This is a genomic window from Micromonospora sp. NPDC052213 (assembly GCF_040679695.1).
Lineage (GTDB): Bacteria > Actinomycetota > Actinomycetes > Mycobacteriales > Micromonosporaceae > Micromonospora.
This window is the reverse complement of sequence record NZ_JBFAVI010000058.1, coordinates 12978-37626: the sequence shown is the minus strand read 5'-3', so window position 1 is coordinate 37626 and position 24649 is coordinate 12978. Positions and strand designations below refer to the sequence as shown.

21 protein-coding genes are annotated in these 24649 nt (G+C 75.0%); 11 read left to right on the top strand and 10 right to left on the bottom strand.

Annotated features, from left to right (window positions below):
- Window positions 1–518 precede the first annotated feature (518 nt).
- The 4 genes from AB0L34_RS16490 to AB0L34_RS16475 form a co-directional block, all read right to left on the bottom strand.
- Window positions 519–1742: an MFS transporter gene (locus AB0L34_RS16490; protein WP_363705316.1), complete on the bottom strand. Its 1224-nt coding sequence runs from the start codon at window positions 1740–1742 to the stop codon at window positions 519–521.
- 65 nt (window positions 1743–1807) lie between these two features.
- Window positions 1808–2389, bottom strand: coding sequence for an isochorismatase family protein (locus AB0L34_RS16485; RefSeq protein ID WP_363705315.1), 582 nt, complete (start codon window positions 2387–2389; stop codon window positions 1808–1810).
- A 13-nt stretch (window positions 2390–2402) separates the two neighbouring features.
- Window positions 2403–3689 (bottom strand): nicotinate phosphoribosyltransferase, encoded by a 1287-nt coding sequence (locus AB0L34_RS16480; RefSeq protein WP_363705314.1) that lies wholly within the window; start codon window positions 3687–3689, stop codon window positions 2403–2405.
- A 16-nt stretch (window positions 3690–3705) separates the two neighbouring features.
- The gene (locus AB0L34_RS16475; RefSeq protein ID WP_363705313.1) at window positions 3706–6381 is read right to left on the bottom strand and encodes a LuxR C-terminal-related transcriptional regulator; all 2676 of its coding nucleotides are present in this window, start codon (window positions 6379–6381) and stop codon (window positions 3706–3708) included.
- Between the two features lie 204 nt (window positions 6382–6585).
- Between AB0L34_RS16475 and AB0L34_RS16470 the strand changes: the two genes are divergently transcribed.
- From AB0L34_RS16470 to rdgB, 10 genes are all read left to right on the top strand, one after another.
- The gene (locus AB0L34_RS16470) at window positions 6586–8139 is read left to right on the top strand and encodes a hypothetical protein (RefSeq protein ID WP_363705312.1); all 1554 of its coding nucleotides are present in this window, start codon (window positions 6586–6588) and stop codon (window positions 8137–8139) included.
- 148 nt (window positions 8140–8287) lie between these two features.
- On the top strand, window positions 8288–8578 hold the full coding sequence (gene clpS / locus AB0L34_RS16465; RefSeq protein WP_350702872.1) for an ATP-dependent Clp protease adapter ClpS: 291 nt from the start codon (window positions 8288–8290) through the stop codon (window positions 8576–8578).
- 2 nt (window positions 8579–8580) lie between these two features.
- Window positions 8581–9075 carry a DUF2017 domain-containing protein gene (locus AB0L34_RS16460; protein WP_176737528.1) on the top strand — a complete coding sequence of 165 codons (495 nt, stop codon included), beginning with the start codon at window positions 8581–8583 and terminating at the stop codon, window positions 9073–9075.
- Between the two features lie 53 nt (window positions 9076–9128).
- Window positions 9129–9617, top strand: a complete 489-nt coding sequence (locus AB0L34_RS16455) for a M67 family metallopeptidase (RefSeq protein WP_350676806.1) — start codon at window positions 9129–9131, stop codon at window positions 9615–9617.
- 73 nt (window positions 9618–9690) lie between these two features.
- Window positions 9691–10026 (top strand): MoaD family protein, encoded by a 336-nt coding sequence (locus AB0L34_RS16450; RefSeq protein ID WP_350702868.1) that lies wholly within the window; start codon window positions 9691–9693, stop codon window positions 10024–10026.
- 10 nt (window positions 10027–10036) lie between these two features.
- Complete coding sequence (locus AB0L34_RS16445) at window positions 10037–11002, top strand: pyridoxal-phosphate dependent enzyme (RefSeq protein ID WP_350702866.1); 966 nt, start codon at window positions 10037–10039, stop codon at window positions 11000–11002.
- A 292-nt stretch (window positions 11003–11294) separates the two neighbouring features.
- The gene (locus tag AB0L34_RS16440) at window positions 11295–12041 is read left to right on the top strand and encodes an MBL fold metallo-hydrolase (protein ID WP_363705311.1); all 747 of its coding nucleotides are present in this window, start codon (window positions 11295–11297) and stop codon (window positions 12039–12041) included.
- 83 nt (window positions 12042–12124) lie between these two features.
- Complete coding sequence (locus AB0L34_RS16435; protein ID WP_363705310.1) at window positions 12125–12958, top strand: hypothetical protein; 834 nt, start codon at window positions 12125–12127, stop codon at window positions 12956–12958.
- Between the two features lie 73 nt (window positions 12959–13031).
- Window positions 13032–13760 (top strand): ribonuclease PH, encoded by a 729-nt coding sequence (gene rph, locus AB0L34_RS16430; protein WP_350702860.1) that lies wholly within the window; start codon window positions 13032–13034, stop codon window positions 13758–13760.
- Between the two features lie 52 nt (window positions 13761–13812).
- Window positions 13813–14433, top strand: coding sequence for an RdgB/HAM1 family non-canonical purine NTP pyrophosphatase (gene rdgB / locus AB0L34_RS16425; protein WP_363705309.1), 621 nt, complete (start codon window positions 13813–13815; stop codon window positions 14431–14433).
- 49 nt (window positions 14434–14482) lie between these two features.
- Here rdgB and hutH read toward each other — a convergent pair whose 3' ends face one another.
- The 6 genes from hutH to AB0L34_RS16395 all read right to left on the bottom strand — a co-directional run bounded on the left by hutH (window position 14483) and on the right by AB0L34_RS16395 (window position 22505).
- On the bottom strand, window positions 14483–16021 hold the full coding sequence (gene hutH / locus AB0L34_RS16420; RefSeq protein ID WP_363705308.1) for a histidine ammonia-lyase: 1539 nt from the start codon (window positions 16019–16021) through the stop codon (window positions 14483–14485).
- The gene (gene hutI, locus AB0L34_RS16415; RefSeq protein WP_363705307.1) at window positions 16018–17220 is read right to left on the bottom strand and encodes an imidazolonepropionase; all 1203 of its coding nucleotides are present in this window, start codon (window positions 17218–17220) and stop codon (window positions 16018–16020) included. Before hutI ends, hutH begins: the two co-directional genes overlap by 4 nt.
- Window positions 17217–18575, bottom strand: a complete 1359-nt coding sequence (locus tag AB0L34_RS16410) for a formimidoylglutamate deiminase (RefSeq protein WP_363705306.1) — start codon at window positions 18573–18575, stop codon at window positions 17217–17219. Before AB0L34_RS16410 ends, hutI begins: the two co-directional genes overlap by 4 nt.
- A 106-nt stretch (window positions 18576–18681) precedes the next feature.
- Complete coding sequence (locus AB0L34_RS16405; protein ID WP_363705317.1) at window positions 18682–19923, bottom strand: allantoate amidohydrolase; 1242 nt, start codon at window positions 19921–19923, stop codon at window positions 18682–18684.
- Window positions 19924–19984: 61 nt separating this feature from the next.
- The gene (hutU, locus tag AB0L34_RS16400; RefSeq protein ID WP_357459165.1) at window positions 19985–21640 is read right to left on the bottom strand and encodes a urocanate hydratase; all 1656 of its coding nucleotides are present in this window, start codon (window positions 21638–21640) and stop codon (window positions 19985–19987) included.
- Window positions 21641–21653: 13 nt separating this feature from the next.
- Window positions 21654–22505: a MurR/RpiR family transcriptional regulator gene (locus tag AB0L34_RS16395; protein ID WP_350702850.1), complete on the bottom strand. Its 852-nt coding sequence runs from the start codon at window positions 22503–22505 to the stop codon at window positions 21654–21656.
- Window positions 22506–22664: 159 nt separating this feature from the next.
- Here AB0L34_RS16395 and AB0L34_RS16390 point away from each other — a divergent pair, with 159 nt between their 5' ends.
- Window positions 22665–24611, top strand: coding sequence for a trypsin-like peptidase domain-containing protein (locus AB0L34_RS16390; protein WP_363705305.1), 1947 nt, complete (start codon window positions 22665–22667; stop codon window positions 24609–24611).
- Window positions 24612–24649 lie beyond the last annotated feature (38 nt).

Here is a 24649-nt window from a genome sequence, read left to right as displayed (position 1 = left end):
TACGTGTCGTTGGTCCCCCCCACCTCCCCCCGCCCCCCCCCCCCCGGCACCAGTTCGCCGGGGCGCCCCCCCCACAGGGGGCGGCGCCCGTCGCCGTTGTCGGGGTGACGCCGTCCGGTCGCCCTCCGACAGGGGGCGCGGAGAGCCGACCGGAGAGCGGTACGGTCCGCGGCGCCGGCCGGCGGCGGGACCGGGCAGGCGGGCCGGGACGCCGGCAGGCCGCCCCGATCCACTGACGAGATCGGGCGGCACCGGCCGGATGGACGTCGGGCGCGTCGACGCCGAGTTCGGCGCTGGCCGCCGGAGGGCATCCCGTCCGACGGCCCGTAGCCGGAGCCCCGAGGCGTCCGGAAGGCACCGGCCTGGTCGACGAACTGCCCGACGTGCCGGCGGCCGGCCGAACGGTGGGGCCGCGACGTGCCGCACCGCCCGGCACCGAGCAACCACGAACCGCTGCGCCGGAAGCCCACGTCGCCCACGCCACCCACGGCAGGGCAGGGACGTCGGCGGGGGCGGGGTCAGGTGGCGGCGAGCGGGGCCAGCTCGGGCTCGGATTCGGGGGTGGCCGGCGTGGTGGCGCGGCGGCGGCGCAGCTCGATCGGGAGCACGGCCAGCGCCACCAGCGCGCCGATCGCGCCGGTGACCGCGAAGCCCCAGGCCGGGGCGGAGGCGTCGATCACGGCGCCGGCGAGCGGGGCGCCCACCGCGATGCCGACGGTGACCGCCGAGCCGTGCAGGCCCATCGCCTCGCCGCGGACGGACGCGGGAACGAGGCGGCTCACCGCGTCGGCGGTGGCCGCGAGGGTCGGCGCGCAGAGCGCCCCGGCCGGGATCAGCGCCAGGCAGAGCAGCCACCAGTGCGCCCCGCCCAGCCCGACCGGGATGGTGCAGAGGCTGAGCGCGGCCATCAGGGCCAGGGGCGAGAAGGAACGGCTGACGGCTCCGTACGCGAAGCCGCCCACCAGCGAGGCGACCGCCCACACGGCGAGTACGGCGCCCGTCCACCCGACGTCGCCGCTCTCCCGGAGCACGGCGACCACGGCCACGTCGGTGCCGCCGAGCACCAGCGTGCCGGCGGCGCTGATCCCCAGCACGGCGAGCAGCCGCGGGGTGAGCCACGCCCGACGGGGCACCCTCGGCTGCGGCCCGGTCGGCTCACCGCCGCCCCGGACGGGCGGGTTCAGCAGCCAGAACGCGATGCCGGAGGCGACGATCCCGGCACCGACCAGGTAGAGGGTCGTCCGGGCGGAGATCGCGGTGACCGCCGCCACGGCCAGCGCCGGGCCGACCATGAACGACAGCTCCACCGACATCGAGTCCAGCGCGTACGCGGGGCGGCGCCGCTCCGGCGGCACCATCGCCGCGATGGACTGCCGGACGACCGAGAAGATCGGCAGGGCCAGCGAGCCGGCCAGGAACGCGGCCGGCAGCAGCAGCGGGTAGGGCAGCATCGGGGCGGTGGACCAGAAGAGCGCCTCGGCGATCCCGGTCAGCACGAGCACCGGCCGCAGGCCGCGCCGGTCGACCAGCCGGCCGAGCAGCGGGCCGCCGACGGCGGCGCCCACGGTGATGGCCGCGCCGACGAGCCCGGCCGCCCCGTAGCCGCGCCCGAGGTCGAGCACGACGTAGAACGTCAGGGTCACCCCGGTCGCGGTGAGCGGGACACGGGCGAGCACCGACACCAGCAGCAACGACCGGAGACCGGGCAGGGCGAGCGCCTCCCGGTAAGGCTTCAGGTTCATGTCGGTGCGTACCTCCGCCGGACATCCTCGGCCCGGGGTACGACACCCGCCAACGATTTACCGCCTCATGCGGCCCTGATCACAGGCGTCCCGCGCAGGGTGACTCCGGCGCCCTCCATCGCCCGCAGCGCCACGTCGGTGGTCGCCGGGGCGACGGCGGCGGTCAGGTCCAGCAGCACGGTGGTGGCGAAGCCCTCCCGGGCGGCGTCCAGGGCGGTGGCCCGGACGCAGTGGTCGGTCGCGATGCCGACCAGCTCGACCGTGTCCACCCCGTGCCGGCGCAGCCAGTCGGCCAGGCACTCGCCGTCGTCGGCGTGCCCTTCGAAGCCCGAGTACGCCGCCGCGTGCTCGCCCTTGTGGAAGATCGCCTCGATCCGGTCGGTCGCCAGCTCCGGGTGGAACTCGGAGCCGGGCGTGCCCACCACGCAGTGCCGGGGCCAGGAGTCCACGAAGTCCGGCGGGTCGCCGAAGTGCGCGCCCGGGTCGACGTGGTAGTCCTTCGTCGCCACCACGCGGTCCCAGCGGCCCGGCTCGGCCGCGAGCAGTCGGGTGATGCCGGCCGCCACGCCGGCCCCGCCGCCCACGGCCAGTGAGCCGCCCTCGCAGAAGTCGTTCTGCACGTCCACGATGATCAGCGCGTTGCCCACCGGAGGGCTCCTTTCAGTCGGCCGGTACGACAGTGACGGGGATGGCGGGGTCGCCGCCGGAGAGCTTCAGCCCCTCCCAGGGGATCGAGATGAGGCACTGCCGCAGGTGCTCCCGCGACTCGTCCAGGGTCGGCCGGTCCACCGGCTCGCCCCCGACCAGGAACGGCCGCTGCAGCAGCCGGTCGTTGGGCTGCCGGTCGGGCACGCCCTGCGGCACGATGACCTCCTCGGTGGCGGTGCCGGTCGGCTTGTGCCGGCGTACGGCCACCTTCCGGCCGCCGATGGTGCCCTTGCGCTCGGAGCGCTTGACCACCGCGCGGCCGTCGACCTCGACCAGCTTGTAGACGAGCCCCGCGGTGGGCGCGCCGGAGCCGGTGACGACGGCGGTGCCCGCGCCGTACATGTCGACGGGCTCGGCGGCGAGCGCGGCGATGGCGTACTCGTCGAGGTCGCCGGAGACGATGATCTTGGTCTCGGTGGCGCCGAGCGAGTCGAGCAGCTCGCGGGACTGCTGGGCGATCACGGCGAGGTCGCCCGAGTCGATCCGGACGGCCCGCAGGTCGGGCCCGGCCACCGCGATCGCGTTGCGGATGCCCTCACTGATGTCGTACGTGTCGACCAGCAGCGTGGTCTCCTTGCCGAACGTGGCGACCTGCGAGGCGAACGCGGCCCGCTCGTCGTCGTGCAGCAGGGTGAACGCGTGCGCGGCGGTGCCGGCGGTCGGGATGCCGTAGCGCTGCCCGGCGGCGAGGTTGGAGGTGAACCGGAACCCGGCCAGGTACGCGGCCCGCGCCGCGGCCACGGCCGCCTCCTCGTGCGCCCGCCGGGAGCCCATCTCGATCAGCGTCCGGCCGCGGGCCGCGGTGACCATCCGCGCGGCGGCCGCCGCCACCGCGCTGTCGTAGTTCAGCACCGAGAGGACCAGCGTCTCCAGCACGACGCACTCGGCGAAGCCGCCGGAGACGGTGAGGATCGGCGAGCCGGGGAAGCACAGCTCGCCCTCGGCGTAGCCGTCGACGTCGCCGGTGAAGCGGTAGTTGCGCAGCCAGTCGGCGGCCCGCTCGTCGACCACCCCGGTGCGGCGCAGGAAGTCGATCTCGTCGGCGTCGAAGCGGAAGTCGCGGATCATCTCGATCAGCCGGCCGGTGCCGGCGACCACCCCGTAACGGCGGCCGGCGGGCAGCCGGCGGTTGAACACCTCGAAGACGCAGCGGCGGTCGGCGGTGCCGTCGCGCAGGGCGGCACTGACCATCGTCAGCTCGTAGTGGTCGGTCAGCAACGCGGGGCGAAGGGTGCTCACCGCCCCAGCCTAGAGTTCACTCCGCCAGGCCGCCCTCGTGGCCCGGGATCGCCCGCAGCGCGGCCCGCAGCTCGGCCCGGCCGGTCACGCCGAGCTTGCTGTAGATCCGTTGCAGGTGGTTCTCCACCGTGCGGGCGGAGAGATAGAGCTGCTCCGCGATGACCCGGCTGGTCACCCCGTCCGCCGCGAGCCGGGCCACCTGCCACTCGCGCTCGCTCAGCGCGGGCGCCCCGGCCTGCAACGCCGGCGTGCGGATCAGGTCGCATCGGCCGAGCAGCGCGGCCAGGCGTTCCCGGGCCGCGCCCGCTGCCGGGGACCGTTGTCGACGTAGCCGGTCCAGGGCGGCGGCGGTCGCCTCCGCCGCGTAGACGGCCAGGTCCAGCGCCTCGAAGCCGTCGGCCACCGCCAGCAGGTCGTCGGCGGAGCCCGCCGCGGCGGCGCGGGCGTGCCGGGCCAGCAGCGGCGGCAGCAGCCCGTCGACCCGTTCGGAGAGCTCCGCCAGCCGCTGCGCGACCGTGCGCCGGCTGCCGTCGGAACAGCTCGGGCCGACCGGGGCGGTCGCCCGGTCCAGCCGGACCAGCTCGTACAGCACGTGCACCTCGTGACCGGCGAAACCGTCCGTCCGGAGCCGGTCGGCGAGCTGGACGAGGTGCTTGGCGGCGCCGGGAACGTCGCCGCCGGCGGCGAGCACCGCGCCGCGCGCCTGCTCCAACCACGGGTACAGCACGGCCATGCCCGGGGCGTGGGTGCGGTCGGCCTCCGCCATCGCCTCGGCCGCCTGCGCGGCGTCGCCGCGCAGGGCCGCCGCCTGGGCCCGTTCGGCCTGGGCCAGGCCGGCGTAGACCCGGCTGGTCGCGAGCACCGCGCACGCCTCGAGGCTGGTCCGCAGCGCCGCGTCGCTCTGGCCGCGCAGCCGGGCCGCGTACGCCTGGAGGATGGCCAGGTAGCCGGTGCCGAGCCGGAAGTCCCCGGCGCCGGCCAGGTCGGCGAACTCGTCGGCCACGATCGCGTCGATGCCGGCCAGGTCGCCGGCGAGCGCCAGCCGGGTGCCCCGGGCCAGCTCCAGGGCCAGTTGCAGGTACGGCATGTCGGCCCGCCAGCGGCCCGCCTCGGCCTGCACCTGGTCGATCGCGGCGGCGCTGCGGTGCAGTTGCCCCTGCGCCGCCTGGAGGTAGGCGATGGTGCTGCGGGCCAGCTCCCGGGCGGAGACGCTGGCGGCCGGCCGGTCCAGCACCGTCTGCCCGAGCCGCAGCGCGAGGCCGGTGTCCATCCGGTGCAGCCGCATGATGCCCTCGAAGGCCAGCACCCGGGCCTGGTCGGCGGAGTCCTCCAGCGTCGAGCCGCGGGCCGCGATCTCCTCCACCGTGGACTCCCGGCTCAGGCCCCAGTAGCTGACCATGCCCCGCACGGTCAGCCAGCGGCTGAGCCGCCGGTCGCCGTGGATCTCCGCGGAGACCGCGTCGAGGACCGCGATCGCCTCCTCCGGCCGGTCGGCGAACATCAGGATGGTGGCCAGCAGCTCCGCGGCGTCGAACCCGCCGCCGGCGTCGAGCGCCGCGCGGGCCAGCCGGGTCGCCAGCGGTACGTCGTAGCGGGCGAACGCCTGCCCGGCCGCGTCGAGCAGCAGGGTCGGGTCCTGGGCCGTGCCGGAGTCGAGCCGCCAGACCGCCACCCGGAGCAGGTCGTCGCGGCGTCGCTTGCCGATCTGCTCCAGCAGCTCGGCGAGGCGGGCCTCTAGGCGGCGGGTCCGGCTGACCGGGCAGCGGCGGCGCATCACCTCGCCGTAGAGCGGGTGCGCCAGCCGCACGTTGGCGCGCCGGTCGTCCCGCACCACGACGATCAGCCCGCGCTCCTCGGCGTGCTCCACGTCTGCTGGGTCCACGGCCTGGTTGAGCAGGTGCAGGCCGAGCGGCTCGCCGAAGGCGACCAGCTCGACCACCGCGCGTACGCCGGGGGTGAGCTGCCCGATCCGGGTGTCGATCAGGTCGGTCAGGTTGGGCGCCAGCTCCAGCCGGCCGGTCCACTTCCAGACCCCGTACGTGCGGGTCAGCTCCCCGCGGTCGGCGGCGAACACCAGCTCGCGCAGCAGCAGCGGGTTGCCCGCCGAGAGCCGGCCCAGCCGGTCGGCGGAGGTGGCGTCGACCGGGCCGTCGAGCATCTCGGAGAGCAGCCGGGTGGTCTCGGCCGGTGCCAGCGGGTTCAGCTCGACGTGGTCGACGAGGTCGTCGGTCCACAGCGCGCGGATGGGCAGCGGGAGCTGCTCGCTGTCGCGCAGCGTGCCGATGACCGTGGCGTTCTCCGCGCGGGCGACCAGGTGCACCAGCGCGGCCGAGGGAGGGTCGAGCAGGTGCGCGTCGTCGATCGCGAGGACGATCCGGCGGCCGGCCGCCTGCTGTTGCAGCACGTCCACCGCCCAGCGCAGGATGCCGGCGGGGGACAGGCCCTGCGGCTGCTCGGCGGGGAGCACCTGGACCAGCCCGCCGAACGGCAGCGCGGCGGTGGTGGCGCTGGCCGCGATCCACCACACCGCGTACCCGTCGCGGGGCAGCGCCGCCACCCCCTCGCGCAGCAGGCGGCTCTTGCCGATGCCGGCGCTCCCGCTGAAGAAGAGGCCCCGCCCCTCCGTGCCGGTCACCGCCGACAGCAGGCGGCTGAGCTCATCCCTTCTGCCGACGAAACTCCACCGACTCATCGAGGCAGCATATCCATCGAAATCCGTCCGCGCCCGCATCGTCACGCAGCGAAGTTGAGTAATCCCGCGATTACTCCTAAGTATCCGAGGTGTTCGGGTAGGGGCCCTGGTCGCCCGTAGTCTTTCCGACATCCGGGGGGTGTGACCCGGACGATTCCACGCGGCCTGCCACCGCCGGTCGCCTGCACGGGAGGCCGCCCTCGAATGAAGCCCGGTCCTCTCTCCGCGGTCGACGTGCCCGATGACATGGCCGGCGCCGCGAAGCTGCCCCACCGCGGTCCCCTGCCCACCAGGCTCGGGGTGACCGAGCCGGGGCCGGAGGAACCGCTGGCCGTGGTCGCCGTCGGCCCGGCCGGCGCGGGGCGGCCCGAGGTGCTCGCCGGCGTGCTCCGGCTGGATCCCGGCATGCTGACCGTGCCGGCCGGGAGTTGGCTGGTGGTCCGGCACTCCCGGGTGCCGACCCGGGCCGCCTACGTGCCCGGCTACCGCCAGCCGCACTCGTACGGAGCCGACCTGCTGGCCGCCGGCCCGGCGCTGGCCCGTCCGCCGCGCCGCGTCGAGCTGAGCGTGCCCGAGCCGGTGCTGCGGCACTTCAGCCTCGTCGACACGCCGGACACGGGCGCCCTCGGGGCGGCCGGCACCCGGCTGCTGCTCGACGCGGCGGGCCGGGCCGGGGCGGTGCTCTTCGTCACCGCCGCCGACCAGGCCTTCACCGCCGTCGAGCTGAACCTGCTCGCCGAGGTGGCCCGTGCCCGCGTGGAGGTCTTCTTCGCGGTCACCCCGGGCGCGGCCGGCTGGGCGCCGGTGCCCGAGGTCCCGGCGGCGACGGAGGGCACGGGGGCGTCCGTCGCGCCGGTCGGGTCGGCTTCCGCGCCGGCCCCGGTGGATCCGGTCGCGGTCACCGTCGAGGCGCACCGGGCAGCCCTGCTCACCGCCGTTCCGGGGCTCGCCCGCGCCCGCTGGTTCGCGGTCGCCGACGGCGACGGGGCGGACCTGCGCCGGGCCCTGGTGGGCTGGGCCGCCGACGAGGGGCTGCGGCGGGCCAGCGCCGACCCGCCGGTGCTGCCCGGGGCACAGGGCCGGGTGCCGGTGGCCGCCGACCCGGGCGACTGGTCCGAGCGACTCGACGGCCAGGCCCGCTCCTGGGCCCAGCGCATCCGCCAGCACCTCGCCCTGGAGTTGGCCAACGCCCACCTGCGCGTGGTGCAGGAGATCGTCTTCGGCGTCGGCTGCGCCGGCCTGCCGCAGCTGCTCGACCGGGAGATGGAGGCGCTGTCGCTGCTGGCCACCGCCCAGTGCGACCACGCGGTCCACCGGCTCGTCGAGGAGGCCGCCGGCCGGGTCCTCGGCGCGCCGCTGTCCGCGGGCGTGCGCCGGCGCCTCTGCTTCGCGGTGCGCTGGGGGCTGGCCGACCACCGGGCCGGCCACGAGCTGGACCGCGTGCTGCTGGTCACCAGCACCGGCGGCGTGGCCGGGCTGACCGGTGCCGGCGCCACCGACGCGCTGGCGAGCTGCCCGGGCGGCGAACGCGAGGAGGTGCTCCCGCCGCTCGCGGTGGCCCTCTCGGGCGGCTGCTGGCAGCACTGGCGCAGCCCCGGCAACCACGATCCCAACGCCGCCCGCGCCTGGGCGCAGCGCGCACTGCGCGAGATCGAGCTGGAGCTGTCCCGGGAGGTGTCCCGGCGGCTCGAGGTGGTCCGCCTCTCGCTGGACGGGGTGCTCTCCGATGCTGTCGACCACGGCATCCTGCTCGCCTGACGGCGACCGTGTCGTCCGCGCCGCCGGCCCCGCGCCGGGGCCGACGCGGGCCGCCTCCGACGCACCCGGCCAGGCCGGACGCGGTGTTCCACGGCGGGCCGGCGTTCCGGTTCCTCGGTTCGCCGGATCCGGTGGCACGATGGGGGGCATGGCGGCTCCGCAGGTTGCACCGGTCGAGACGCCGGACACCGATGAGGTGCCGGCGTCCGACCGGCCGTGGGTGACGATCGTGTGGGACGACCCGGTCAACCTCATGACCTACGTGACCTGGGTGTTCCAGAAGCTCTTCGGCTACAGCCGGGAGAGGGCCGAGCAGCTCATGCTCGACGTGCACCACAAGGGGCGCGCCGTCGTCTCCAGCGGTGCCCGGGAGCGGATGGAGCACGACGCGTCGCAGCTGCACGCGTACGGGCTGTGGGCGACGGTGGACCGGTCGTGAGCATGTTCCGTCGCCAGGGCGACCGCTACGTCGCCACCTTCGCCGTCGACGAGGTCCGGGTGCTGCGCAAGGTCGCCTCCGAGGTGGTCGGCCTGCTCACCGACGGCTTCGACCACTCCGACCCGGTGGTCGGCCGGCTCTTCCCCGACGTCTACCCGGAGGATCCGTCCGGCACCGCCGAGTTCCGCCGCTACACCGAGGGCGACCTCAAGACCGGCAAGATAGACCAGGCCGGCGCGATCCTCGCCGCGCTGCCCGACTCCGCCGGCGGCGAGGTGCGCCTCGACGCGGAGGCGGCCGAGGCGTGGCTGCGGGCGCTCAACGACGCCCGGTTGGCGATGGGCGTACGGCTGGAGATCAAGGACGGCACGGACCTCGGCGAGGAGCTCGACGACGCGGTCGCCGAGGACCCGACCTCCAGCCGGGTGTTCCAACTGTCGGTCTACGCGTACCTCGGGTACCTCCAGGAGTCCCTGCTCAACGCCTTGATCGACTAGGGGTGACCGGCACCACCTTAAGCTGGTGCCCCGTACGCGTTAGGCTGGAGCACGTGCTGAGCATCGACCGGTCGATCGTCGACGCGATCGTCGCCCACGCGCGTCGGGACCACCCCGACGAGGCGTGCGGCGTGGTCGCCGGTCCCGCCGGCAGCGACACCCCCACCCGGCACATCCCGATGGACAACGCCGCCCGCTCCATGACGTTCTACGAGTTCGACTCGATGGAGCAGTTGCGGGTGTGGCGCGAGATGGACGACCGGGACGAGGAGCCCGTCGTCATCTACCACTCGCACACCGCCACGGAGGCCTACCCGTCCCGGACGGACATCTCCTTCGCCGGCGAGCCGGGCGCGCACTACCTGCTGGTCTCCACCCGGGAGCCCGACACGGAGGAGATCCGCTCCTTCCGGATCGTCGACGGCGTGGTGACCGAGGAGCCGGTGCGCATCCTCGACGCGGGGGTGGACCCGCACGCCGTGCAGTCCTACATGTTCGGGCAGAGCCCGGCGACGGTCGACTACGAGTGTTCCGGCCGCTGACCCAGCGCCGCACCACCCGTCCACGTCCCGTCACCTTCCGGCACACCCGATCATCACCGAGGAGCACGACACCATGGCCATCGAGGTTCGCATCCCCACCATCCTGCGTAGCTACACCGGCGGCGCGAAGGTCGTCGAGGGCGCCGGCGACACGCTCGGCGACCTGCTCGCCGACCTGGACTCCCGGCACGCCGGCCTCCGGGCCCGGCTGGTCACCGACACCGGGGCGCTGCACCGCTTCGTCAACGTCTACGTCAACGACGAGGACGTCCGCTTCCTCGGCGCGCTCGACGCCAAGCTCAACGACGGCGACAGCGTGACCATCCTGCCGGCCGTCGCCGGTGGCGCGTTCGGCTTCGCCGCCGCCGCGGCGATCGCCGGCCACCGCGCGTCCGTCGCCGCCGGCTGAGGCGGCCGCGATGACGCGGTACGACAGCCTCCTCGACGCCTGTGGGGGCACCCCGCTGGTGGGCCTGCCCCGGCTCTCCCCGACGGTGCCCGCGGGGGCGCCGCCGGTGCGGCTCTGGGCCAAGCTCGAGGACCGCAACCCGACGGGCAGCATCAAGGACCGGGCGGCCCTGTTCATGGTCCGCGCGGCCGAGGAGGCCGGCCGGCTCCGCCCGGGCGACACCATCCTCGAGCCGACCAGCGGCAACACCGGCATCTCCCTGGCCATGGTGGCGAAGCTGCGCGGCTACCGGCTCGTCTGCGTGATGCCGGAGAACGTCTCGACCGAGCGGGTGCAGCTGCTCCGGATGTACGGCGCGGAGATCATCTTCTCGCCGGCCGCGGGCGGCTCGAACCAGGCGGTGGCCACGGCGAAGCAGATCGCGGCCGAGCACCCCGACTGGGTGATGCTCTTCCAGTACGGCAACGAGGCCAACGCCCGGGCGCACTACGAGACCACCGGCCCCGAGCTGCTGCACGACCTGCCCACCATCACGCACTTCGTGGCCGGCCTCGGCACCACCGGGACGCTGATGGGCACCGGGCGCTACCTGCGCGAGAAGGTCGACGGGATCCAGGTCGTCGCGGCCGAGCCGCGGTACGGCGAGCTGGTCTACGGGCTGCGCAACATCGACGAGGGGTACGTCCCGGAGCTCTACGACGCCACCGTGCTGTCCCGGCGCTTCTCCGTCGGCACCCGGGACGCCGTGCTGCGGACCCGGCAGCTGGTGGAGGTCGAGGGGATCTTCGCGGGCTTCTCCACCGGCGCGATCCTGCACGCCGCCCTGGCGGTGGCGCACGAGGCGGTCCGGGACGGCCGCCGCGCCGACGTGGCGTTCGTGGTCGCCGACGGCGGCTGGAAATACCTCTCCACCGGCGCGTACGGCGGCACCCTCGCCGACGCCGAGGCGGCGCTGGAGGGTCAGCTCTGGGCCTGAGGACGTCGCCGCAGGGTCACCGCCGCACGCGGTGGCCCTGCGGGCGGCTGCCGGCCACGGTGACCCCCCTGCTCACTCAGCGCTACCGTCGGGTCTCGGCTCGTCACGCACCGGTCGCGCCTGGCGCGGCGGGTCCGGGGCGGGTGTCACGTTGGTGACAACTTCCTGTGGATGACTCTTGCCGCCCCGCGTGCCGGCGTAGGCTGCGCAGCGTGGCGCACGCGTCGGTAAAGATCATCGAGAGAGCGACCGTCGGCGCGATCGCTACGCAGCGTGACAGCGAGACCACTCGATGCGCCTGACTGTGCTGGGCTGCGCCGGCAGTTTTCCCGGCCCCGAGTCCCCCTGCTCTGCCTACCTGGTCGAGGCGGACGGCTTCCGTCTCCTGGTCGACTTCGGCTCCGGGTCGCTGTCCAACCTCCAGCGCTACGCCGGGCTGCACGCCCCCGACGCCATCCTGCTGACCCACCTGCACTGCGACCACATCCTCGACGCCGCGTCCTACGTGGTGGTCCGCCGCTACGCCCCGGACGGCCCCTACCCGCCGCTGCCGGTCTACGCGCCGTCCGGCGCGCCCGACCGGCTAGCGGCCGCGTACGGGCAGGAGGACAGCACGGTCGAGGACGTCTACCAGTTCTACGCCCTCCAGCCCGGCACCTTCCCCATCGGCCCGTTCAGCGTCACCGTCGACCGGGTCAACCACCCCGTCGAGACGTACGGCGTCCGGCTGGAGCACGGCGGCCGGGTGCTCTGCTACTCCTCGGACACCGCGCCCTGCGACGCGCTGCTCCGGCTCGCCCAGGACGCCGACATCTTCCTCTGCGAGGCGAGCTACCTCGACGGCGTGGACAACCCGCCGGACCTGCACCTGACCGGCCGGGAGGCCGGCGAGGCGGCGACCAAGGCGGCCGTCGGCCGGCTGCTGCTGACCCACCTCGTGGCCGCCTGGGGCAGCGAGGCGATGACCGTGGAGGCGGCCGGCGCGGCGTACGCCGGCCCGCTCGAGGTGGTCCGCGCCGGCGCGACGTACGAGGTCTGACCCGGCGCCCCGTCGTCCCGGCCGCTCCGTGGCCCGGCGGTCGGGGGCCCCGAAAACCACGTCGTCCCCCTAGGATCTCGCCGGTGAGCGACTCCCCCTCCGGCGCGGCCGGCTGGCAGCCCCACCCGCCGACCCCTCCTGCGGGCCCGCCCGGCGCGCCGTACCCGCCCGGCCCGGCCGGGTCCTGGCCGGGCCATCCGGCGCACCAGCCGCCGCCGGCACCCGGACCGTACCCGCCGGCACCCCCGGCGCACGGGTACCCGAATCCGCCGGCGGCGCAGCCGGTCGCCGCGCCGTACCCGCCGTCGCCCGCCGTCGGTGGAGTTCCCGGGGCCGCGCCGATCGCTGCCGGACCCTACCCGCCGGCCGGCCAGCCGGTCGCGCACCCGGCGGCGACCACCCTTCCGCCGGCCGGGCCCGCCCCGGCGCCGCCCCGCCGGTCCACCGGGCTGCGGGTGTTCTTCGTGGTGCTCGCCGGACTGCTCGCGATGGGTCTCTGCGCCGGCGGCGGCATCGCGGGGTACGTGGGCTGGTGGGCGCCCCGGCAGGACATGGCCGAGCGAAGGGCGATCTTCGCGGACTGGGGGCGGCCGCACAGCTTCACCTCCGACGGGCTCGTCGAGGGCGACGACGCGACGCTGCAGGTGTACCGGTTCACCTGCCCGCAGGGGCGGTGCCCGGTGGACCTCGGCGAACGGGTGCACGAGTGGCTCGTCGCGGCCGGCGCGCAGGACGCGAAGATCGAGGACGTGACGCGCTGCGTGGCCCAGGGCTTCCAGTACGGCGGCCCCACCTGCACCTGGACATGGCGGGTGAAGGCGTGCCGGGCGACGGCGACGACGACCGGGCTGGACAAGGTGCCGCTCGGCTGGGACCGGCCGCTCGTGCTCAACGTCCGCATCCGGGAGTGCGACTGAGGCGGGACGCACCCACGGCGGGCACCCGGACACCCCGCAACGGGCCGGCCATCGCACCGCATAGGGTGCAGGCATGGCACGACCTGACGGGCGGCGACCCGACGAACTCCGACCTGTGACGCTGACCCGGGGCTGGAGCACCCATCCGGAGGGCTCGGTGCTCGTGGAGTTCGGCGACACCCGGGTGCTCTGCACCGCCAGCGTGACCGAGGGGGTGCCCCGCTGGCGCAAGGGCTCCGGGCTCGGCTGGGTCACCGCCGAGTACGCGATGCTGCCCCGCGCCACCAACACCCGCTCCGACCGGGAGAGCGTGAAGGGGCGCGTCGGCGGGCGTACGCACGAGATCTCCCGGCTGATCGGCCGGAGCCTGCGGGCGTCGATCGACCTGAAGGCGCTCGGCGAGAACTCCATCGTGCTCGACTGCGACGTGCTCCAGGCCGACGGCGGCACCCGCACCGCGGCGATCACCGGCGCGTACGTGGCGCTGCACGACGCGGTGACCTGGCTGGCCGGGCGCAAGGCGCTGGCCGGCAAGCCGGAGAAGGTGATGCACCGCTCGGTGGCGGCCGTCAGCGTCGGGGTCATCGACGGCGAGCCTCGGCTGGACCTCAACTACGCCGAGGACGTGACCGCCGAGGTCGACATGAACGTGGTCTGCACCGGCGCCGGGGAGTTCGTCGAGGTGCAGGGCACCGGTGAGGCGGGCGTGTTCGCCCGCGAGCAGCTCGACGCCCTGCTCGACCTGGCCGTCGCCGGCTGCGTGGAACTGGCCGAAGCCCAGCGGAAGGCTCTCGAGTCGTGAACGCGAGAAGTGAGCTCGCGAGCCCCGCAGTCGCGAACAGAGGTGAGGTCTGATGAACAAGGTGCTGCTCGCCACCCGTAACCGCAAGAAGCTCATCGAGCTGCAGCGGATCCTCGACGGCGCGCTCGGCGCGCACCGCGTCGCCCTGGTCGGCCTGGACGACGTCGAGCAATACCCGGAGCTGCCGGAGACCGGCCTCACCTTCGGCGAGAACGCCCTGATCAAGGCGCGGGAGGGCTGCCGGCGCACCGGAATGCCGACGATCGCCGACGACTCCGGCCTCGCCGTCGACGCGCTGAACGGCATGCCGGGGGTGTTCAGCGCCCGCTGGGCCGGCCGGCACGGCGACGACCATGCCAACCTCCAGCTGGTGCTGGACCAGATCGCGGACCTCGGCGACGAGCACCGGGGAGCGTCCTTCGTCTGCACGGTGGCGCTGGTGCTGCCCGGCGGCAAGGAGCACCTGGTCGACGGCCGGCAGACCGGTCGGCTGCTGCGCTCGCCACGTGGCGACGGCGGCTTCGGCTACGACCCGATCTTCCTCGGCGACGGGCAGGAGCGGACCAACGCCGAGCTGACGCCGCAGGAGAAGGACGCGGTCAGCCACCGCGGCAAGGCGCTGCGCGAGTTGGCCAAGCTGGTGGCGAAGGTGCTGCCCCCGGCCACCGCCTGAACGCCGACGGGCGGGCCACCGGCCCGCCCGTCCGTCATCTCCCCATGACTCAGGCGAGGGGGCCGGTCTCGCGCTCGATCGCGGCGCGCAGCTCGCGTCCGGCCACCACGGCCCGGGCGGCCTCCATCAGCGGGGCGAGGAACACGTCCGGCCCCGGCTCCCCGGCGATCCCGCCGAGCGCCGCGACGGCCGCCCGACCGGCCGGCGACGGGTCGAGCGGGGCGCGCAGCTGGAGACCGCGTACGGCGGCGAGCAGCTCGACCGCGAGCAGGCTGGTCAGGTTGTCCAGCACGGTGCGCAGCTTCTTGGCCGCCGCCCAGCCCATCGAGACGTGGTCCTCCTGCATGCCGCTGGTGGGCAGCGAGTCCACCGAGGCGGGCGCGGCGAGCCGCCGGTTCTCCGCGACGATCCCGGCCGCCGTGTACTGGGCGATCATCAGCCCGGAGTTGACCCCGGCGTCGGGGGAGAGGAACGCCGGCAGCTCCCGGGACCGGGTGACGTCGAGCAGCCGGTCGACCCGACGCTCGGCGATCGCGCCGACCTCGGCGGCGGCGATGGCGAGGAAGTCCGCGGCGAAGCCGAGGGGCGCGCCGTGGAAGTTGCCGGTCGACTCGACGCGGCCGTCCGGCAGCACCACCGGGTTGTCGACCACCGAGACCAGTTCCCGGTCGGCCACCGTGCGGACGAAGTCCAGCGTGTCCCGGGCCGCCCCGGCCACCTGGGGGGCGCAGCGCATCGAGTACGCGTCCTGCACCGCGTGCGCCAGGTCGTCGCGGTGCGAGTCCATCACCCGGGAGTCCTGGAGCAGCCGGTGGATGTTCGCGGCCGAGGCCGACTGCCCGGGGTGCGGCCGGATGGCGTGCAACTCCGGCAGGAACGGCCGCTCCGAGCCGAGCATCGCCTCGATCGCGAGGGCGGCGGTGACGTCGGCCATGGTGAACAGGTGCGCGGCGTCGTGGATCGCCAGCAGCAGCATGCCGAGCATGCCGTCGGTGCCGTTGATCAGCGCCAGCCCCTCCTTGGCGGCCAGCTCGACCGGCTGCAGACCGGCCCGGCGCAGCGCGTCGGCGGCGGGGATCCGCTCGCCGGCCGGGCCCAGCACCCAGCCCTCGCCGAGCAGCACCAGCGCGCAGTGCGCCAGCGGCGCCAGGTCGCCGGAGGCGCCCAGCGAACCGTGCTCCGGCACCCACGGCGTCACGTCGTGGTTGAGCAGGTCGACCAAAGCCTCGGCGACCAGCGGCCGGACCCCGGAGCGGCCGAGCGCCAGCGAGCGGACCCGCAGCAGCATCATCGCCCGCACCACCTCGCGCGGCATCGGCGCGCCCACCCCGGCGGCGTGCGAGCGGATCAGCGCGTGCTGGAGTTCGGCCCGCCGTTCCGGCGCGACGAACGTGTTGGCGAGGGCCCCGAAGCCGGTGGAGACGCCGTAGACCGGCCGGCCGGCGGCCTCGATGCCGTCCACGATGGACCGGCTGACGGTCATCGCGTCCACGGCGGCCGGGTCGAGCACGACCTTGGCGGTGCCGCGCGCCACGGCGAGCACGTCGGCGGGGGAGATCCCGGTGGGCAGAATGGTCACGGTCGTCATTGCGGCACTCCGTTGCGCAGAACCTGGCGGATCAGTGGCACACCGGGCCGGTAGGCCAGATGCAGGTGGGACGGGGCGTCGAGGATCATCAGGTCGGCCCGCGCCCCGGGCTTGAGCACCCCGACGTCGTCGCGGCGCAGCGCCCGCGCACCGCCGGCGGTCGCGGCCCAGACGGCCTCCGCCGGGGTCATCCGCATCTCGCGTACGGCGAGCGCGATGCAGAACGGCATCGACGAGGTGTACGACGAGCCGGGGTTGCAGTCGGTCGCCAGCGCCACGGTGACGCCGGCGTCGAGCAGCCGGCGGGCGTCCGGGTACGGCGAGCGGGTGGAGAACTCGGCCCCCGGCAGCAGGGTGGCCACGGTGGTGGTGTGCAGGCTGTCGGCGCACATGCAGTCGTGCCGGCTGGACGCCAGCGCGTCGACGTCGGCATCGGTCAGGTGGGTGCAGTGGTCGACGCTCGCCGCGCCCAGCTCGACGCCGAGTTGGACGCCCGGCCCGGGGCCGAGCTGGTTGGCGTGCACCCGTACGCCCAGCCCGACGGCCTGGCCGCAGGTCAGGATCGCCCGGGTGTGGTCGGCGTCGAAGGCGCCCCGCTCGCAGAACACGTCGATCCAGCGCGCGTGCGGGGCGGCGGCGGCCAGCATCGGCCCGCACACCAGCCCCACGTAGTCGTCGGGGCGGTCGGCGTACTCGGCGGGGACCACATGGGCGCCGAGGAAGGTGGTCTCCTCGCTGACCTCGGCGGCGATCGCCAGCGAGCGGGCCTCGTCGGCGACCGTGAGCCCGTACCCGCTCTTGATCTCGACGGTGGTGGTGCCCTGCCGCATCGCCTCGTCGCGCAGCCGGCGCACGGTGGCCCGCAGCTCGTCGTCGCTGGCTGCCCTGGTCGCCCCGACGGTGGTCCGGATGCCGCCGCCGGTGTACGGCTGCCCGGCCATCCGGGCGGCGAACTCGGCGGCCCGGTCCCCGGCGAAGACCAGGTGGGCGTGGCTGTCCACGAAGCCGGGGAGCACCGCGGCGCCCCCGGCGTCGATGCGCCGGTCGGCGGCCGGCGCGTCGCGGGCCGGCCCGATCCAGGCCACCCGCCCCTCCTCGACCAGGAGGGCGGCGTCGCGCCGGACGCCCAGCGGCCCGGCCTCGCCCCCGAAGTCGTTGGTCACCAGCTCGCCGATGTCGTCGACCAGCAGACTGCTCAAGACGTCACCTCCTCGATCGCCGCGGTCAGCTCGGCCGGCACGTCGACCGTCAGGTGCCGGCCGTCGCGCACCACCGTCCGGCCGTCCACCACGACGTGCGTGACGTCCGCCGCGCCCGCCGCGAACCACATCCCCACCGGCGGCACGCCGGCCGTGCGCGGACTGTCCAGCCGTACGGTCACCAGATCGGCGCGGGCCCCCACCGCGAGCCGCCCGGCGTCGCGCCAGCCCAGCGCGGCGTGACCGCCCACGGTGGCCGCGTCGCGCAGCTCGGCGGGGCTGAAGTGGCCACGGCGGCGGGTACGCAGTCGCTCGTCCAGTTCCACCGCGCGGGCCTCCTCGAAGAGGTCGATCACGGCGTGGCTGTCGCTGCCCAGGCTGAGCGGCAGCCCGACGTCGGCCATCCGCCGGGCCGGGCCGATCCCGTCGGCCAGGTCCCGCTCGGTGGTCGGGCAGAGGCAGACGCCCGTCCGGCTCTCTCCGAGCAGCGTGAGGTCGCCCCCGGTCAGGTGGGTGGCGTGCACGGCCGTGGTGTCCGGGCCGAGCGCCCCGTGGTCGGCGAGCAGCCGGGCCGGGGTGCGGCCGTGCACCGCCCGGCAGGCGTCGTTCTCGGCGGGCTGCTCGGACAGGTGCACGTGCAGGGGCGCTTCGTGCCGGTCCGCCCACCCGGCCACGGTGGCGAGCTGCCCGGCCGGCACCGCCCGCACCGAGTGGATCGCCGCGCCCACCCGGGCGTGGTCGCCAGCGGGCGTGAACGCGTCGGCCCGCTCCGCCCAGCGCAGCGCGTCGCCGTCGCCGAACCGCCGCTGCGGCCCGGCGAGCGGCTGCCCGTCGACCGTGGCGGTGAGGTAGCAGGTGTCCAGCAGGGTGATCCGGATCCCGGCCTGCGCGGCGGCCTCGACCAGCGCCCCGCCCATCGCGTTCGGGTCGGCGTACGGGGTGCCGTCCGGGTTGTGGTGCAGGTAGTGGAACTCGCCCACGCAGGTGATGCCGGCCAGCGCCATCTCGGCGTAGACCGCCCGGGCCAGGGCCAGATAGGAGTCCGGGTCCAGGCGGGCGGCGACCGCGTACATCCGGTCGCGCCACGTCCAGAAGTCGCCGCGTCCGCCGTGGGTGCGCCCACGCAGCGCCCGGTGGAAGGCGTGCGAGTGCGCGTTCGCGAGCCCGGGCAGGGTCAGCCCGGGCAGCCGCTCGGCGTCGGCCAGGACCTCGACCCCGGCGGTCGGTGCGCCGTCCCCGACCAGCGGCGTGACGGCGGTGATCCGCCCGTCGGCGGTCTCGATCAGCACGTCCGGGGTGGGCTCGGCGTGCTCGGGCAGCCAGGCGTACTCGGCCAGCCAGCGGGTCGCGGTCATCTCGTTCGCCCCCTGTCGAGCTGCCCCGTCCATGAGACCACCGGCCCCGGCGTCCCGGCCGTCCATCGCGCGTCCCGGCGGGGCCGCCCCGCCGCCGGCGGGATGCTCACCGGCATGCCAGCTCCTCCAGGACCCGGGCCAGGGCGGTCACCCCGGCGGCGCAGTCGGCGTCGGTGGCCGACTCCGCCGGGGAGTGCGAGACCCCGGTCGGGTTGCGCACGAAGAGCATCGCCGTGGGCACGTGCGCGGCGAGCACCCCGGCGTCGTGGCCCGCCCCGGTCGGCAGCACCGGCGCGTCGAGCAGGGCCGCGAGCCGGCCGGCCAGGCCGCCGTCGAAGGCGACCAGCGGAGTGGCCGACTCCTCGGTCAGCGCCACCTCCGTACCGTCCCGGCGGGCCCGCTCGGCGGCCTTGGCGCGCACCGCGTCGACCAGCCCGGTCAGCGTGTCCGGCTCGGCGGCGCGGGCGTCCAGCCACCCGGTCACCTTCGACGGGATCGCGTTGGTCGCGTTCGGCTCCACCGACACCCGGCCGACGGTGGCGTGGGCGCCGCGCAGCCGGGCCTCCTTGTTCGCCGCCAGCACCGTGAAGGCGTACGTCAGCATGGGGTCGCGGCGGTCGGCCATCCGGGTCGTACCCGCGTGGTTGCCCTCGCCGGTGAACTCGAAGCGCCAACGGCCGTGCGGCCAGATCGCGCTGGCGACCGCGACGGGCGCGTCGCCGTCGACCAGCGCGCGGCCCTGCTCGACGTGCAACTCCACGAAGGCGGCGAAGCTGCCGACCAGCTCCGGCCGGGCGCCCGCCGGTCGGGCCCCCAGCGCCTCGGCGAAGCTCACCCCGGCGGCGTCGCGCAACCCGGCCGCGCGGTCCACCGCGATCTCCCCGGTGAGCAGCCGCGACCCGAGGCACGGTACGCCGAACCGCGCCCCCTCCTCCTCGACGAACGCGCCGACCACCAGCGGGCGGGCCGGCGCGACACCGGCCGCGCGCAGCTCGTCCACGGCGAGGAACGCGCTGACGATGCCGAGCGGCCCGTCGTACGCCCCGCCGTGCGGCACCGAGTCGAAGTGGCTGCCGGTCAGCACCGCGCCGCCGGCCGCCGGCTCACCCCACCAGGCGAACAGGTTGCCGTTGCCGTCCTCGGTGACCGGCATGCCGCGCCGGCCGGCCTGGTCGCGGAACCACTCCCGCAGCCGCAGCTCCGGCTCGGTCAGCGCGTACCGCAGGTAGCCGCCGCTGCGGTCGTCCCGCCCGATCGGCGCGATCTCGTCCCACAGCGTCCGGAACCGGTCGGTGAGGTCGGCCTCGGCGAGGTGTTCACCACCGCCACCGACGTCGCGCCGCTGCACCGTCACGCGGCACCCCTGTTGTTCGCGACTGCGGGGCTGCGCTGCGCTGCACTCCTCGCGCTCACGCGGCACCCTCCGCCATCGGCACCCGCACCCCGGTGGCCTCCGCGACCTCGCGGGCGGCGTCGTAGCCGGCGTCGACGTGCCGGATCACGCCCATCGCCGGGTCGTTGGTGAGCACCCGCTCGATCTTCTGCCCGGCCAGGGCGGTGCCGTCGGCGACGCAGACCTGCCCGGCGTGGATCGACCGCCCGATGCCGACCCCGCCCCCGTGGTGGATCGACACCCAGGACGCCCCGCTGGCGGTGTTGACCAGCGCGTTGAGCAGCGGCCAGTCGGCGATCGCGTCGGAGCCGTCGGCCATCGCCTCGGTCTCCCGGTAGGGGCTGGCCACGCTGCCGCAGTCCAGGTGGTCCCGGCCGATCACCACCGGCGCGCTCAGCTCACCGGAGGCGACCATCTCGTTGAACCGCACGCCGGCCTTGTCGCGCTCGCCGTAGCCGAGCCAGCAGATCCGCGCCGGCAGGCCCTGGAACGCGACCCGCTCGCCGGCCATCCGGATCCACCGGGCCAGCGACTCGTTCTCGGGGAACAGCTCCAGGATGGCCCGGTCGGTCGCGGCGATGTCGGCCGGGTCGCCGGAGAGCGCCGCCCACCGGAACGGGCCCTTGCCCTCGCAGAACAGCGGCCGGATGTACGCGGGCACGAAGCCGGGGAAGTCGAAGGCCCGCTCGAACCCGCCGAGCTTCGCCTCGCCCCGGATCGAGTTGCCGTAGTCGAAGACCTCCGCCCCGGCGTCGAGGAACCCGACCATCGCCTCGACGTGCTTCGCCATCGACGCCCGCGCCCGGTCGGTGAACTCGGCCGGCTTCGCCGCCGCGTAGTCCCGGGCGTCGGCCAGCTCCACCCCCTCCGGCAGGTACGACAGGGGATCGTGCGCGCTGGTCTGGTCGGTGACGATGTCGACGGCGACGCCCCGGCGCAGCAGCTCCGGGAAGACCGTGGCCGCGTTGCCGACCACGCCGACGCTCAGCGCGCGGCGGTCCCGCTTCGCGGCGAGCGCCCGCTCGACGGCGTCGTCGAGGGAGTCGGCGACCTCGTCGAGGTAGCGGTCGTGCACCCGACGGTCCAGCCGGCTCCGGTCCACGTCCACGATCAGGCAGGCGCCCCCGTTCATGGTGACCGCGAGGGGCTGCGCCCCGCCCATCCCGCCGCACCCCGCGGTCAGCGTCAGCGTGCCGGCCAGCGTCCCGCCGAACCGCTTCGCGGCGACGGCGGCGAACGTCTCGTAGGTGCCCTGGAGGATGCCCTGGGTGCCGATGTAGATCCACGAGCCGGCGGTCATCTGCCCGTACATGGTCAGGCCGAGCTGCTCCAGGCGGCGGAACTCCGGCCAGGTGGCCCAGTCGCCGACGAGGTTGGAGTTGGCCAGCAGCACCCGGGGTGCCCACTCGTGGGTGCGCATGACGCCCACCGGCCGACCGGACTGCACCAGCATGGTCTCGTCGTCGCGCAGGTCGGTCAGGGTGCGCACCAGCGCGTGGTACGACGGCCAGTCCCGCGCGGCCTTTCCGGTGCCGCCGTAGACCACCAGGTCCTCGGGGCGCTCGGCCACCTCCGGGTCGAGGTTGTTCATCAGCATCCGCAGCGCGGCCTCCTGCGGCCAACCACGGGCGGTGCGTTCGGTGCCGCGCGCGGCGCGGACGGGCTGGGACATCTCGGGTCTCCTCTCAGCCGAGGAACAACTGGCGGCGGGCGGCGGACGCCTCGAAGGCCTCCAGCCGGCGTTGGGTGTCGGCGGGGTCGGCGTCACAGATGGCCTGGAGCAGCACCATGGCCAGGGTCATCGGGGCGGTGTGCAGGTCGAAGACGAGCTGCGCGCCGACCGCGGCGGGCAGCACCACGTCGGCGTGCTCGGTGGCCGGGCTGACCGGCGAGTCGGTGATGGCCACGACACGCAGGCCGGCGGCGCGCGCCTCGCGCAGCGCGTCCAGGGTCTCCCGGGGGTAGCGGGGGAGCACGAAGGCGAGCAGGGCGCCCGCCCCGGCCGCGGCGGCCTGTTCGAGGCGGTCGGTGAGCAGGCTGCCGCCGTCGTCGAGCACCCGCACGTCGGGGTGCACCTTGGCCGCGAAGTAGGCGAAGTACGCGGCCAGCGGCGCGGCGGCCCGCAGGCCGAGCACCGGCAGGGGGCGACTGGCGGCCAGCAGCCGCCCGGTCTCGGCGATCCGATCCCGGTCGGCGAGCTGCCCGGCGAGCCGGTCGAGGTTGCCGATCTCGGCGCGTACCGCCTGCTGGAGTTCGTTGCCCGCGCCGGCGGGGCCGCCCGGCGTGCCGGCGGTCAGCTCGCGCAGCCGGCGGCGCAGCGCGGGGTAGCCGTCGTGGCCGAGCGCCACCGCGAAGCGGGTCACCGACGGCTGGCTGACCCCCGCCAGCTCGGCCACCTCGGCCGCCGACAGGTACGCCGCCGTCGGCGCGTGCTGCACCAGGCAGTGCGCGATCCGGCGCTGGGTCGGCGTGAGCCGGACCCCCTGGAACAGGTCCAGCACCTGCTCGGTGGGCGCCACGACAGCTCCTTCATTCACGCTGCGACTCTATGCATGAAAACTTTCACATGGCAACCCGTCGTCGCGGAGGCCCTGCGGGAGCCGCCCGTCCCGCTGAGTGTCGGGCCAGCGACCGGCAGGGGAAGAGTTGGCCCTGCCTCGGTACTATCCCCACGGCAGTTGAGCGGAGGAGTGCACATGCAGCCGGAAGGCCCCTACAGGTTCACCCACATGCTGGGCGGATCTCCGGTCGGAAAGGCCTGGGCTGCCATCGACGGACAGGGCCGCCTCGTCACCGTGGCCGTCCTGGACGCCACCGTCGCCGCCGCCCCCGGGTGGCGGGAGGCGTTCGCGGGAATCGCCAACTCCCTCGCGCAGGCACAGGCGCCGAACGCTCTGCCGTACACGTACGCGGACTTCTCGGCCGCCTCGCCCTGGGTGGCGTACTCCTCCGAGGTGGGTCCGGGGGCCGAGAAACTCTTCCGGGCGCTCGGCGTCGAGTACGAGCCCGCGCCGGCCGCCGCGCCCCCCGTCTCGGCCCCTCCCCAGCAGGTTTCCGGGGTCCCGCACCCGGTGTCCGGGGTCCCGCACCCGGTCTCCGGACTGCCGCACGTGCCGTGGGCGATGCACACCAGCCCGGTCTCCGCCCAGCCGGCGTCGGCGGCCCCGCATCCCGTTTCGGCCGCGCCCGCCTCGCCCGCCGGGGCCGACACCGTGGCCTCGGCGGCGCCGGCCGCCGACCCGGCCCAGCCGCAGGCCGCCCAGGGCGGTCCGGTCGAGGTCCCACCGCACGACCCGTTCGCCGCACCGGTCCGTCGGATCCAGTCCTCCGGCCCGCCACCGCGCCGCACCGGGCGCTGGATCGCCGTCGCCGCGCTTCTGCTGGTGGCGGCATTGGGCGGCGGAGTCGGGGCCTGGGCGGTCACGGCCGGCGGCTCGGGTGAGCCGGCGAGTCGGCCCACGGCCGCCTCCACCGCCTTCCCGACCGCCACCCCGGTCAACCCGGGCCTCAAGCCCTGGGCCCAGGCGGCCCTCTACAGCGCCGAGGAGCGGGCGCTGGCGACCGCTGCGCCGTCCATGGTCTTCGTGGAGGTCATCTTCACCGGCTATGTCAGGAACAAGCAGAGCAACGCCCTGCTGCGGGAGGCGCCCGTCACGTTCAGCCGGCGCTGCAGCGGGTTCGTGGTCAACCACGACGGACATGTCCTCACCAATGGACAGTGCGTGCAGCCGACCGAGGACATCGTGCTCGCGGGTGCCCTCTCCGCCCTGGCCAACGTCCTCGTCAGCGAGAAGGAGCTCGGCGCCGCGGACGTGCCCGGCTACACCCGGGCCAGGATGAAGACGACCCGTTTCACCGGCACGGAGGCCACGACGGCCCCCGAGGTCAAGATCTTCGGGCAGTTGAACGCGGCCAAGGGAGACGTCACCGACAGCCCGGCGATCCCCGGCACCGTCGTCCAGACACTCAGCCTGGAAGAGGGAAACCTCGCGTTGGTCAAGCTCGCCCAGCAGAACCTGCCCGCCGCCGAGCTGAACCCCTCCGCCACCGTCAGCCCGGAGACTCCGCTGCTGATCCTCGGCTACGGCACCACCGACGCCAGCTTCCGGTCCGCCACCTACACGGTGCTGTCCAAGCCCGTGCGGGTGACCGGAGTGGACGCCCAGTCGCCGGTCAACGCGTACCGCATCAGCGAGGACATCGGCCTCTACTCCCGAGGCGGGATCGCGATCGACCCGCAGGGTCGCGTCGTCGGGTTGCTCGACAACGACATCCTCCGGCCCGACAAGGCCAACCGGCTGGTCGTGCCGGTCTCCACGATGACCGGTCTGCTCGACGCGGCGGGGGTGCAGAACAGCCTCGGTGAGGCCGACACTCTCTACCGCTCCGGTCTGGACGCGTACTTCGCCGGCGACGAGTCCACCGCGATCTCCCGTTTCGACGGCGTGACGGAGAAGTCCCCGGTCAACCTGCTGGCGCAGGCGTACCGTCAGGCGGCCGTCGACAGCGGCGGAGGCGAGGGTGGCTCGTCGGACCGGCCGGCCTGGGCGGTGCCGTTGCTCGTCGCCTCCGGTGTCGTACTAGTGATCGGGCTCGTGGCACTGATCGCGATGGTGTTCAGCCGACGGGGGAACCAGGCGTAGGGCCGAGCCCGCCGCGTACCTGAGGACGTTGGCCGGTC

Coding starts and splice junctions, on each gene's coding strand:
- AB0L34_RS16490 (WP_363705316.1), bottom strand. CDS start 1,742: ATGAACCTGAAGCCTTACCGGGAGGCGCTCGCCCTGCCCGGTCTCCGG.
- AB0L34_RS16475 (WP_363705313.1), bottom strand. CDS start 6,381: ATGAGTCGGTGGAGTTTCGTCGGCAGAAGGGATGAGCTCAGCCGCCTG.
- AB0L34_RS16470 (WP_363705312.1), top strand. CDS start 6,586: ATGAAGCCCGGTCCTCTCTCCGCGGTCGACGTGCCCGATGACATGGCC.
- clpS (WP_350702872.1), top strand. CDS start 8,288: ATGGCGGCTCCGCAGGTTGCACCGGTCGAGACGCCGGACACCGATGAG.
- AB0L34_RS16460 (WP_176737528.1), top strand. CDS start 8,581: ATGTTCCGTCGCCAGGGCGACCGCTACGTCGCCACCTTCGCCGTCGAC.
- AB0L34_RS16450 (WP_350702868.1), top strand. CDS start 9,691: ATGGCCATCGAGGTTCGCATCCCCACCATCCTGCGTAGCTACACCGGC.
- AB0L34_RS16445 (WP_350702866.1), top strand. CDS start 10,037: ATGACGCGGTACGACAGCCTCCTCGACGCCTGTGGGGGCACCCCGCTG.
- AB0L34_RS16440 (WP_363705311.1), top strand. CDS start 11,295: ATGCGCCTGACTGTGCTGGGCTGCGCCGGCAGTTTTCCCGGCCCCGAG.
- rph (WP_350702860.1), top strand. CDS start 13,032: ATGGCACGACCTGACGGGCGGCGACCCGACGAACTCCGACCTGTGACG.
- rdgB (WP_363705309.1), top strand. CDS start 13,813: ATGAACAAGGTGCTGCTCGCCACCCGTAACCGCAAGAAGCTCATCGAG.
- hutH (WP_363705308.1), bottom strand. CDS start 16,021: ATGACGACCGTGACCATTCTGCCCACCGGGATCTCCCCCGCCGACGTG.
- AB0L34_RS16410 (WP_363705306.1), bottom strand. CDS start 18,575: ATGACCGCGACCCGCTGGCTGGCCGAGTACGCCTGGCTGCCCGAGCAC.
- hutU (WP_357459165.1), bottom strand. CDS start 21,640: ATGTCCCAGCCCGTCCGCGCCGCGCGCGGCACCGAACGCACCGCCCGT.
- AB0L34_RS16390 (WP_363705305.1), top strand. CDS start 22,665: ATGCAGCCGGAAGGCCCCTACAGGTTCACCCACATGCTGGGCGGATCT.